This is a genomic window from Streptomyces sp. BE20 (assembly GCF_036322525.1).
In the GTDB taxonomy this organism is placed as follows: domain Bacteria; phylum Actinomycetota; class Actinomycetes; order Streptomycetales; family Streptomycetaceae; genus Kitasatospora.
This window is the reverse complement of record NZ_JAQYWW010000533.1, coordinates 54281-64907: the sequence shown is the minus strand read 5'-3', so window position 1 is coordinate 64907 and position 10627 is coordinate 54281. Positions and strand designations below refer to the sequence as shown.

10 protein-coding genes and 1 pseudogene are annotated in these 10627 nt (G+C 74.7%); 2 read left to right on the top strand and 9 right to left on the bottom strand.

Translation table 11 applies throughout. The features are described from left to right. From PUR61_RS08700 to rpe, 3 genes are all read right to left on the bottom strand, one after another. The coding region (locus PUR61_RS08700; RefSeq protein ID WP_329877430.1) for a pirin family protein at nucleotides 1-727 on the bottom strand (727 nt) is incomplete at its 3' end. A 157-nt stretch (nucleotides 728-884) separates the two neighbouring features. Continuing rightward, entirely contained in the window at nucleotides 885-1826 is a 942-nt protein-coding gene (locus tag PUR61_RS08695) for an alpha/beta hydrolase (RefSeq protein WP_329877428.1), read from the bottom strand. 484 nt (nucleotides 1827-2310) lie between these two features. Next, entirely contained in the window at nucleotides 2311-2994 is a 684-nt protein-coding gene (gene rpe, locus PUR61_RS08690) for a ribulose-phosphate 3-epimerase (RefSeq protein WP_329877426.1), read from the bottom strand. A gap of 411 nt (nucleotides 2995-3405) precedes the next feature. On the opposite strand from rpe, the gene PUR61_RS08685 reads away from it, so the two are divergent. Further along, nucleotides 3406-4263, top strand: a complete 858-nt coding sequence (locus tag PUR61_RS08685) for an SCO6745 family protein (RefSeq protein ID WP_329877424.1) — start codon at nucleotides 3406-3408, stop codon at nucleotides 4261-4263. Nucleotides 4264-4526: 263 nt separating this feature from the next. Here the strand turns inward: PUR61_RS08685 and PUR61_RS08680 are convergent. The 3 genes and pseudogenes from PUR61_RS08680 to PUR61_RS08670 form a co-directional block, all read right to left on the bottom strand. Next, a pseudogene (locus PUR61_RS08680) lies at nucleotides 4527-5018 on the bottom strand (DUF4188 domain-containing protein); the annotation flags it as partial. A 115-nt stretch (nucleotides 5019-5133) separates the two neighbouring features. After that, nucleotides 5134-5736, bottom strand: a complete 603-nt coding sequence (locus PUR61_RS08675; RefSeq protein ID WP_329877422.1) for a TetR/AcrR family transcriptional regulator — start codon at nucleotides 5734-5736, stop codon at nucleotides 5134-5136. A 66-nt stretch (nucleotides 5737-5802) separates the two neighbouring features. Further along, nucleotides 5803-6756 (bottom strand): helix-turn-helix domain-containing protein, encoded by a 954-nt coding sequence (locus tag PUR61_RS08670; protein WP_329877420.1) that lies wholly within the window; start codon nucleotides 6754-6756, stop codon nucleotides 5803-5805. A gap of 71 nt (nucleotides 6757-6827) precedes the next feature. Here PUR61_RS08670 and PUR61_RS08665 point away from each other — a divergent pair, with 71 nt between their 5' ends. After that, the gene (locus tag PUR61_RS08665) at nucleotides 6828-7463 is read left to right on the top strand and encodes a DJ-1/PfpI family protein (RefSeq protein WP_329877418.1); all 636 of its coding nucleotides are present in this window, start codon (nucleotides 6828-6830) and stop codon (nucleotides 7461-7463) included. A gap of 175 nt (nucleotides 7464-7638) precedes the next feature. Here PUR61_RS08665 and PUR61_RS08660 read toward each other — a convergent pair whose 3' ends face one another. From PUR61_RS08660 to PUR61_RS08650, 3 genes are all read right to left on the bottom strand, one after another. After that, on the bottom strand, nucleotides 7639-8625 hold the full coding sequence (locus PUR61_RS08660) for an aldo/keto reductase (RefSeq protein ID WP_329877416.1): 987 nt from the start codon (nucleotides 8623-8625) through the stop codon (nucleotides 7639-7641). A 90-nt stretch (nucleotides 8626-8715) separates the two neighbouring features. Beyond that, on the bottom strand, nucleotides 8716-9594 hold the full coding sequence (locus PUR61_RS08655; RefSeq protein ID WP_329877414.1) for an ABC transporter permease: 879 nt from the start codon (nucleotides 9592-9594) through the stop codon (nucleotides 8716-8718). Beyond that, entirely contained in the window at nucleotides 9594-10619 is a 1026-nt protein-coding gene (locus PUR61_RS08650; RefSeq protein WP_329877412.1) for an ATP-binding cassette domain-containing protein, read from the bottom strand. The genes PUR61_RS08655 and PUR61_RS08650 overlap by 1 nt, the downstream gene beginning before the upstream one ends. Nucleotides 10620-10627 lie beyond the last annotated feature (8 nt).

Genomic DNA, 10627 nt, shown 5'->3' with positions numbered 1-10627 from the left:
GGAGGTGGGGGCGGCCGGTGCCGAGGTAGAGCATGGCGCCGGGGTCGAGGCGGACGCCGTCGACCTCGGTGTGGCCGGACATGGTGAGGACGGCGTACTCGAAGTCGGGTTCGAGGGGGAGGCGGTGGTGGGCGCCCCGGGTGAGGGTGAGGTCGGCGCCGACGAGGGGGGTGTGGGTGGTGCCGGGGGAGGTGGCGGTGTCGAGGGTGCCGAGGATGACGGTGGCGTCGAGGCCGGGGGCGGTGACGTGGGGGAGGTCGGGGTGGTGTTCGAAGGCGGGGGCGGTGTGGCGGTGGGTGTCGGGGAGGGCGACCCAGAGTTGGGCGCCGTGCAGGAGGCGGGCGTGCGGGCGGGGGGATTCCTCGGAGTGGGAGATGGCGCGGCCGGAGGTCATGAGGCCGAGTTCGCGGGGGCGGACGGTGGCCAGGCTGCCGAGGCTGTCGCGGTGGAGGACCTCGCCCTGGTGGAGCCAGCTGACGGTCTGCAGGCCCATGTGCGGGTGCGGCGGGACCTGCATGCCGGGCTCGTCCGCGATGTCGTCCGGCCCGTAGTGGTCGACGAAGCACCACGCACCGACCATCCGGCGCCCGAGGCTGGGCAGCAGCCGGCGCACCACGGTGCTCTCGCCCAGCTGGACGCTGCGGGCGGGCAGGAGTTCCTTCACCGGGCCGGCGCCGGCCTCACCGCCGCAGCTGGTCGGGGCGGGCCTGAGGTCGAGGTTGCTCACGTCGGATCCACCACCGTCGGGGAAGGGTGGGCCGGGGAGGCCGGACGAGGGGTCGTCCGGTCGGCCGCCCGGCCCGGTCTCGGGGTCGTCGGGAACGATCCTCCACCAGGGCCGGGTGATCCTCCACCCGGGCGGTCCGGGCGGCGTGAGCGACCCGTCAGCCGGCGGGGCGGTTCGTCAGGGCGTGCCCGACGAAGGAGACCACGTCGGGGAGTATGCGGCGCCAGTACGCGGCGTCGTGCGCCCCCGTGGTGAAGCGCGCCTGGACGGTGTCGCCGACCAGCTTGCGGGCGGCGTCGCAGAACGGGTCCTCGGTGCCGCACCAGACGCCGATCGGACGGCCGTGCGGCTGCTCCTGGTGGAGCAGCGGCTCGTGCTCGCGCCAGTCGGCCTCGTCCTTGAAGACCCCGACGGCCCGGGCGTCGCTCCAGGTGCGGAACAGCGCGGGGCTGAGCGCGGCCACCGGGCCGAAGCCCGTGCCCCGGTTGCGGGCGTAGCGCAGCGAGCCGAAGCCGCCCATCGAGATGCCCATGGCGGCGCCGGGGACGCGCAGCCCGCGGGCGGCGAGCCACCCGGGGAGCTCGTCGAGGAGCATCCGCTGCGGGTCGTCGCCGGACGGCGTGCGCCGCCAGTACGTCGCGTCGCCGCCGTCGAGGGCGACCACGGCGAACGGGGGGACGCCGGCCGCGATCGCGGCGACCAGGATCTGCGGCAAGCCGAGCTCGGTCCACGCCTGGGCGGTGGCGCCGCGCCCGTGCAGGGCGATGCAGACCGGCAGCTCGGCGGCGGGCGGGACGGTGGGGCCCTGCGGCACGATCGTGATCATCTTCACGGTGGCGCCGTTCCGGGCCACCGAGCGCTGCTCCTCGTTGCGGAGCGAGGGGACGACCGCCGGGACCGCCGGCGCCGAGGGCGTGCCGGGCCGGCCGGAGGCGGCTGCGGACGTCGGTCCGGCTCCGGCGCCGGGCGAGCCCGAGGCTCCCGGGGCGCCGGTCGGGCCCGCTCCGGATACCGGGTCGGGCTCGCCGCCGGAGAACGCCAGGGTCGCACCGGTACCGACGACGGCGAGGCCACCGAGCCCCAGTCCGGCCCTCAGCAATCCGCGCCTCCCGAGCGTCCGGGTGCTGCCCGGCAGCCCCGGGCCGCCCGACGCCTCGAACCCGGTCGCCGACCCCGGCGCACCCGCCGGCGGGTCTCCGGCTCCCGGGGGCGGTGCGTCGGCGCCGACAGTGGGCGGCGAGGACGGCGGCGGCGGTACGGCGGCCCTGGCGCTCGTTCCGGTCCGTCCACTCCCCTGGTGGTCCAGGTCCACGATTCTCCCCTCCGACAGTCAGCCAGCACTGTACGTCGAGCGGCCGCGCCGGTTCTCACCGAACCGGTCGCAAGCCGTCAAGAGGCGGAGGAGAAGTGGTGGAGAACGGTCGGAAACCGGCAGGTCGAGCCCCGGCCGGACGGCGGAGCGCCGGAGGGCAGAGCGCCGGACCGCCGGGCACCGGACGGCTCGGCACCCGGCGCCCGGGCACCGTCGGGCGCCCCCGCTCAGCGACCGCGCAACGACAGGTCAGCGACCGCCCAGCACCCGCTCAGTGCCCGCAGGCCCACCAGGCGTCCGCCGTCGCCCCGTCCGCCAGCGCCCGCAGCTTGGCGACCGCCCCCGCCGGGTCCTCCGCGCCGTACACCGCCGAGCCGGCCACGAAGACGTCCGCGCCGGCCTCGGCGCAGCGCTCGATGGTGCTCGCGGCCACGCCGCCGTCCACCTGGAGCCACAGCTCCAGCCCGTGCTTGGCGATCAGCTCCCGGGTGCGGCGGATCTTGGGCAGCATGATGTCCAGGAACGCCTGACCGCCGAAGCCCGGCTCGACGGTCATGATCAGCAGCATGTCCAGCTCGGGCAGCAGGTCCTCGTACGGCTCGATCGGCGTGCCCGGCTTGAGCGCCATCGAGGCGCGGGCGCCCTTGGCCCGGATCTCGCGGGCGAGCCGGATCGGCGCGGCGGCGGCCTCGACGTGGAAGGTGACCGAACCGGCGCCGGCCTCGACGTACTGCGGGGCCCAGCGGTCCGGGTCCTCGATCATCAGGTGGCAGTCGAGCGGGATGTCGGTGGCCCGGGCGAGCGACTCGACGATCGGCACGCCCAGCGTCAGGTTGGGCACGAAGTGGTTGTCCATCACGTCGACGTGCAGCCAGTCCGAGCCCCTGACGGCCTCGGCCTCCTCGGCGAGCCGGGCGAAGTCCGCTGACAGGATGCTGGGGTTGATCTGCGCCATGGGGGCTGGTACCTACCTCTTCTTGCCTTCGTGCGAGGGCCGTCGTGCGAGGGCCGTCCTGCGAGGGTTCGGGCACCCGGACCGGGCGCCTCGCCCCATCATCTCGCGCTCCGTCGCAGGGGCGTCACCAACGAGACCTCCCCGTGACCCTCATCACACCCCCGAGGGGGTTATCGTGACCGCCGCCGTGGTCATCAGCCTTGTACGACAACCCCCGTACGGTGCGACACCTGCACCGGTACCACCCCGCCGCGTCCCCGCCGACCCCTCCGTGCACCACCTGCTCCACCCCGCACCGCCCGGTAGCGCCAGAACCACCGGTCACGCCGGCACCACCAGTACCGCCCGCACCTCCCTGTACCTCCCCGTTTCCCCCGCGCTCCCTGCGCGCCCTCCGAGGAAGGTCTTCCGTTGGCCGATCTGGTCCACCCCGCCCGTGCCCTCTGGTGGCTCTTCGAGCCCGTACACGCCGTCACCTACTTCACGCCGGAGGGCCGCGCCGCGTTCGAGGCGGCCGGGCTCCACGGCGTCGCGCGCGGCTACTTCGGCGGCCGTGCCGCCCCGCTGGGCGAGGTCGACGCGCCGCCGGTGATCGCCGCGTTCTTCAACTTCGCGCCCGCGCCGATCGAGCGCGCCCTCCCCGCGATCTGGAAGCTGGCCGACCCGGACACCGCCCTCGCCGCCCGCGCCGAGGGCGCCTCGGCGGCCCTGGCCCGGCTGCTGGAGCACGTGAAGCCGGCCCAGGTGGAGCTGGTGGCCGACCTGCTGGAGACCGCCGTCTCCCGGCTCGACTGCGCCGGACGCGTCCTGGCCGCCGCCAACGCCGCCCTCCCCCGCCCGGCCGGTCTGTACGGGCGGCTCTGGCAGGCGGCCACGGTGATGCGCGAGCACCGGGGAGACGGGCACGTCGCCGCGCTGGTCTCCGCCGGACTGGACGGCTGCGAGGCCCTGGTGGTGCGCTGCGCCCTGGACGTGCGGCGCGAGGTGCTCCAGCCGCTGCGCGGCTGGACGGACGAGGAGTGGGACGCGGCCTCCGCCCGGCTGATCGAACGGGGCTGGATCACCGAACGCGGCACCATCACCGAGTGCGGCCGGATCCGGCACCAGGCGCTGGAGGCGGCCACCGACCTGGCCGCCGCCCGGGTGTGGGAGAACAACCCGCGCGCCGAACTCGACCGGCTCGTCGCGGCGCTCAAGCCGATCTCGACGCTCTGTCGCACCGCACTGCCCCCGATCAACCCGATCGGGCTCCCGGCCGCCACCGCCTGACCCCCGGGCCCGTCCGGTGGGCGCCGCGGCGGCCACCGGACGGACTGCCGCTACCGCGGGGTTCCGTCGCCCGGAGCCGCCTTCTCCGCCGGGCCGGCCCCCACAGGCGCCTCCGCCACCGGGCTCGCCACCATCGACGCCACCGAACCCGCCGGGGCCGACGCCACCGCCGGCGCCTCCGCCACCGGGCAGCCCGCCACCGGTTCAGCCGCCGGTTCCACCCCCGCCGCGCCCCCGGGCGCCGTCCGCGCCCCCTCGGGCGCCGACCGGAAGGCGAACCTGTCCGTGGCCCGCCGACCCCGGTTCTCCAGCGGCAGCACCCCGGTGGCGCCCGCCAGCCCGAAGGGCGGCATGTCGAAGTAGATCGACTCGTACGACCCCTCCGGCACGACGTACGTCTCGTGCCAGAGCCCGACGTGCCCCCGCACCCGGCCCGCCTTCAGCTTGCGGTTGACGATCCCCCAGGCCCGGTGGTGGAAGGCGTCCGGCGCGGCCGCGTACCGGTACAGGCTCTCCTTCGACTCCCAGTACTGGACGACGTAGTACGTGCGCGGCGAGGCGGTCAGCAGGATGCGGCCGCGCAGCCCGCGGCCCGGGTCCCCGGCGAGTTCGTAGAGCATCCGGAACATCGCCAGCATCACGGGGCCCCAGTGGTGGACGGCCCAGAACCGGTTGATCCGCATGCCGATGAGGAGGACCACGGTGTCCCCGGTCGCAGCGGAGGTGGTGTAGCCCGGCGTCGGTTTCGCGAACACGTCTGCCCCCGGTTCCCCGCGCCCTCGGCGCAGTCGTCGGCCCTCATGTGAGCAGTGATTACATCAGCGCGCACCAACCCGGTCAACCCTCTGCACAAGCACAACAACCCTGCGTTCAGGGCAGGTTGGCGACACCCCGGCCGAAGGTGTCCAGCACCTGCGCGGCCAGCTCCTCGGCCTTCTCCGCCGGCAGGTACCCGTCCGCGATCATCTGCGCCAGCCCGTAGACCAGCGCCTGCCCCGCCAGCCCCACCAGGGCCGGATCACCCGGCCGCAGCCGACCGGCCTCCTGGTCCGCGACGATGACCTCGGTGTACGCCTGGTCGATCCCGGACAGCCGCTCCCGCAGCTCCGGGTGCCTGGACGCCGCGAACACCCGCGACCGCACCAGCTCGAACCGGTGCGGGTACCGGATCGCGTACCGGACGAAGCCCAGCCCGACCGCCCGCAGCGCCGCCCCCTCGCTGCCCTCCACCTCCGCCCACTGCCACCGTTCGAAGTCCGCCAGCACCCGGTCCGCGACCGCCGTCAACAGCGCCTGCCGGTCGGCGAAGTGACGGAACGGCGCCCCCGCCGACACCCCGGCCCGGCGCGCCACCTCCCGCATGCTGAGCTTGTCCTGCCCCTGCTCGTCCAGCAGGTCGAACGCCACCCCGACCAGCGTCTCGGGCAGCGCCCCGTGGTGGTAAGTCCCCCGCCCCGCGGGCCTCTCCGTCATGTCCGCAGTGCTACCAGCTACCCACCAGGAGGTCCAACCGGCCACCGGAGACGGAGCGGACACCGCTCAGCGCCGGAACTGGCGCCGGTAGGTCGAGGGGCTGACGCTCATCGTCTCCCGGAAGTGGTGGCGGAAGCCCGCGACGGTCAGGCCCACACGACCGGCCACCGCGTCGACAGGACGGTCCGTGGACTCCAGCAGCTCCGCGCCGGCCCGGACCCGCTGCCGGGTGATCCAGCGCCCCGGGGGCAGACCGGCCACGGCGGCGAAACGCCGTTCGAACTGCCGTACCGACAGGTGCGCGACACCGGCCAGTTCACCGGCGGTGAGACGCCGGTGGAGGTTGTCCAGCACGTACCGCATGGCGCTGCCGATCGGGTCGTCGGACGGCGCCGGGCTCACCGGACGCTCCGCGAACTGCGCCTGCCCGCCCTCGCGGTGCGAGGCCACGACCATGCGGCGGGCGACGCGTGCGGCGATGTCGGGGCCGTGGTCCCTGCGGACGAGGTGGAGACAGGCGTCGATGCCCGCGGCGGTGCCGGCGGCGGTGACCACCGATCCGTTGTCGATGTAGAGAACCGACGCGTCGACCGTCACCTCCGGATGGCGTTCCTGGAGCAGGGCGGCGTGCCGCCAGTGCGTGGTCGCCGTGCCGCCGTCCAGCAGGCCCGCGGCGGCCAGGGCGAACGCGCCGCCGCAGATCGAGACCATGCGCGCGCCGCGCGCGTGCGCGTCCCGCAGCGCCTTCAGGACCACCGGGGAAACGTCGCGCCGCACGTCCGGGACCCCGGGGACGATGACGGTGTCGGCGTGGCGGAGGCGGTCCAGGCCGTGGTGCACCACGATGTCGAAGCCGCCCACGACGCGGTGCGGCCCGGGCACCTCGGCGCAGACCTCGAACCGGTACCACCGGTCCACGTCCAGCTCCGGCCTGGAGACCGCGAACACCTCGGCGACCGTGGCGAGCTCGAACGGTGCCATCCCGTCGAAGGCGAGGCAGGCGATCCGGTGGTGGCGCACGACGGGATCCTAGCGGTGCGTGCCGTTTCCGGCACTCGTCGGGTGCCTCCACGAGGTCCGAGCCTTGGGGCATGCAACCTGACGCCCCTGCTCCGCTCACCTTCGGCATGCTCGTGTTCGACGAGGTCGAGGTCCTCGACGCGGGAGGCCCCTTCGAGGTCTTCAGCACCGCCGGCCGGCTGGCCCGGACGGCCGACGACGAACCGCTGCTGCGCGTGGTGACGGTCGCGGCGGCCGACCGCCGGGTCCGCGCCCGCGGTGGGCTGACGATCGTGGCGGACCACACCCTCCGGGACGATCCGCCCTTCGACGTCCTGGTGATCCCCGGCGGCGTCACCACGGCCGTCGAGGCGGACGCGGACGTCGTCGACTGGCTGGACCGGCGCCGGCGGACGTCCGCGCTGACGTTCAGCATCTGCACCGGGGCCTTCCTGCTGGCCGCCACCGGGGCGCTGGACGGCCGACCGGCCGCGACCCACTGGGAGGACCAGGAGGAGCTGGCCCGCCGCCGGCCGCGCATCGACGTGCGCACCGACGTCCGGTGGGTCGACGACGGCGACATCGTCACCTCCGCGGGGATCAGCGCGGGCATCGACGCCGCCCTGCACATCGTGGGCCGGCTCTTCGGCCGGCAGCTCGCCCTTCGGACCGCCCGCCAGATGGAATACACCTGGCGGACCGACCACGCGTCCGAGGTCCGCACCTGAGGCACCCGCGCCGAGCCACGCCGCACCGGCCGTACGGCCGGCCCTCCTGGGCGCGACCGGGCCACCCCGCGGGCACCTGCGGCCTGCGGGGTGGCACCGTGCGGTCCGCTGCGCGCGCCCGAACGGCCGACGACTCACGTCAGCCGGACGCAGCCGACGGACGCATCCGACGGGCCTACCAGGCGTAGTCCTCCGGGGCCGGCTTGTGGCCGGGGAAGAGGTCGTCGAGCCGGGCGAGGAGGTCGTCGTCGAGCTTGACGTCGAGGGCGTGGACGGCGGCGTCGAGGTGGGTGAGGGTGCGGGGGCCGACGATGGGGGCGGTGACGGCGGGGCGGCTGAGGAGCCAGGCGAGGGCGAGGTCGGCGGGGTGCTCCCCGATCTCGTCCGCGAGGTCCTCGTAGGCCTGGATGCGGTCGCGGTTGGCGTCGAGGATCTCGCCGGCGTGCTGGAGGGCGCCGCGGACCAGGCCGCCCTCGCGCTCCTTGCGCAGGGCACCGCTGAGGACGCCGCTGCGGAGCGGGGACCAGGGGAGGAGCCCGAGGCCGTAGTGCTGGAGGGCGGGGACGACCTCCAGCTCGATGGTGCGGTCGAGCAGGTTGTAGAGGGACTGCTCGCTGACCAGGCCGAGGAAGTGCCGGGCGCGGGCGGCCTCCTGGGCCTGGGCGATGTGCCAGCCGCCGAAGTTGCTGGAACCGACGTAGATGATCTTGCCCTGGGCGACCAGGACCTCCATCGCCTGCCAGATCTCCTCCCACGGGGTGTCCCGGTCGATGTGGTGCATCTGGAAGAGGTCGATGTGGTCCGTGTTGAGCCGGCGCAGGCTGGCCTCGACGGCGCGGCGGATCGCCAGGGCGGAGAGTCTGCCGTCGTTCGGCCAGTCACCCATCGGGGCATAGGCCTTGGTGGCGAGCACGGTCCGTTCCCGTCGCCCGCCCCCCTGGGCGAACCAGCGACCGATGATCTCCTCGGTGCGGCCCTTGTGGTTGCCTTCGGCGTCACGGCCGTAGCCGTTGGCGGTGTCGAAGAAGTTGATGCCCCGCTCGTGGGCGTTGTCCATGATCAGATGGGCGTCGGGCTCCTCGGTGTGCGGGCCGAAGTTCATGGTGCCCAGGCAGAGTCGCGAGACGGTCAGGCCGGTGCGGCCGAGGTGGGTGTACTCCATGGGGCCCAACCCTCCGACGCACCGGCTGTGGTGTCCAGCACATTTCGTATCGTGACACCCGGGTACCGCAGGTTTCGCACACCCGGTCGATCACCGGCCGTGGGTGGCGAACTTCCTTACGGCGAGCGGACCGCAGAGCGCCAGCAGGACACCGCACCAGAGCACGGCGGCGAGACCGGCGTGCTGCATCGGCCAGGCGGAGCCCGGCGCGGACGGGTTGCCGAAGAGCTCGCGGCCGGCCTGGACCACCGCGCTCATCGGGTTCCAGTCGGCGACGGTCCGCAGCCAGCCGGGCATCCCGCCGGTCGGCACGAAGGCGTTGGTCACCATCGCCAACGGGAAGACCGCGATCGCGAGTTGTCCGGCCGCCTCCTCCTTCCCCACGGCCAGGCCGAGCAGCTGGCCGAGCCAGGTCATCGTGAAGCGGAAGAGCAGCAGCAGCCCGAACGCCGTTGCGGCGTCGGCGGGTCCGCCGCGCATCCGCCAGCCGACGGCGAGTCCGACGGCGGCCAGGAGCGCGAGGACGAGCGCGCTGATCAGCAGGTCGGCGAGGGCCTGGCCGAGCAGCAGGCCGGTGCGCGAGACCGGCATCGAGCGGAGCCGGTCGGTCACGCCGCGGCCGACGTCACGGGCGGCGCCGATCATGGTGGGCATGATGCCGTTGACCGCCACCAGGGCGAACAGGCCGGGCATCAGGAACTCCCGGTAGTTCCCGGCGCCGGCGCCACTGCCACCGACGCCGCCGGACGAGGAGTCCGGGATCCGGACGGCACTGCCGAACACGTAGCCGAACACCACCACCATGACCACCGGAACGGCGAGCGAGACGGCCAGCAGTCCGGGCGAGTGGCGGTAGTTGAGCAGGACGCGGAGCATCGACGACCAGGTGTCGGACACCAGCCGGACCGCGGCGGGCGGGATCACCGGCGCGGGTGCGGCGGGCCGGGCGGGCGTCGTCGCAGCGGCCATCAGGCGGCCCTCCCCCCGGTCCCGGCGGCGCCCTCGACCGCCGCTCCGGAGGCACCGGCGGCGCCCGCGCCGGAGCCCCCGGTGAGCGCGAGGAACACGTCGTCGAGCGACGGCGGGCGCAGCGCGACGTCCAGCGCCACCACCCCCGCCGCGTCCAGCTCCCGTACGAGGCCGGGCAGCAGCACCTCCACACCCGGCCGCGAGACGGCCTCGACCGTCCGTTCGACGTGGTCGACCCGCACGTCACCTGTCCCGGCGAGCGCCGCCAGGACCACGGCGGCCCGGCCGAGCCGGTCGGGGTCGGCGAGGGTGACCGAGATCCGGCTGCCGATCGCCGCCTTGAGCCGCCGGGGCGGCCCGGTGGCGATGGCGGCGCCGTGGTCGACGACCACGACGGTGTCGGCGAGCCGGTCGGCCTCCTCCAGGTACTGGGTGGTGAGCAGCACGGTGGTCCCGCCGTCCGCCAACTCCCGCACGAAGGACCAGATCCGCTGCCGGCTGCGCGGATCGAGGCCGGTGGTGGGTTCGTCGAGGAAGAGCAGGGGCGGCGCCGTGACCAGGCTGGCGACGAGGTCGAGCCGGCGCCGCATGCCGCCGGAGTAGGTGCGGACGAGCCGGTCGGCGGCCCCGGTGAGGCCGAAGTCGTCGAGCAGCCGGTCGGCGCGGGCCCGGGCGGCGCGGGCGCCGAGGTGGTGCAGCCGGCCGAGGAGGCGCAGGTTGTCGCGGCCGGTGATGCCCTCGTCGACGGCCGCGTGCTGGCCGGCCAGGCCGATGCTGCGGCGGACGGCCTCGGGCTCGCGGACCACGTCGTGGCCGGCGACGAGGGCGGCGCCCCGGTCCGGGGCGACGAGGGTGGCGAGGACGCGGACGGCGGTGGTCTTGCCGGCGCCGTTGGGGCCGAGCAGGCCGCAGACCGTGCCCGCGGGGACGACCAGGTCGAGGCCGCGCAGGGCGCGGGTGGCGCCGAACCGTTTCTCGACGCCGATCATCTCGGTGGCGGTGGTGGACCGACTGGTGTCGGACATGGCTCTTC

Excerpts from the sequence above, each read along its gene's own strand:
- rpe (WP_329877426.1), bottom strand. The coding sequence starts at position 2,994 with ATGGCGCAGATCAACCCCAGCATCCTGTCAGCGGACTTCGCCCGGCTC.
- PUR61_RS08665 (WP_329877418.1), top strand. The coding sequence starts at position 6,828 with ATGCAACCTGACGCCCCTGCTCCGCTCACCTTCGGCATGCTCGTGTTC.
- PUR61_RS08650 (WP_329877412.1), bottom strand. The coding sequence starts at position 10,619 with ATGTCCGACACCAGTCGGTCCACCACCGCCACCGAGATGATCGGCGTC.
- PUR61_RS08655 (WP_329877414.1), bottom strand. The coding sequence starts at position 9,594 with ATGGCCGCTGCGACGACGCCCGCCCGGCCCGCCGCACCCGCGCCGGTG.
- PUR61_RS08675 (WP_329877422.1), bottom strand. The coding sequence starts at position 5,736 with ATGACGGAGAGGCCCGCGGGGCGGGGGACTTACCACCACGGGGCGCTG.
- PUR61_RS08660 (WP_329877416.1), bottom strand. The coding sequence starts at position 8,625 with ATGGAGTACACCCACCTCGGCCGCACCGGCCTGACCGTCTCGCGACTC.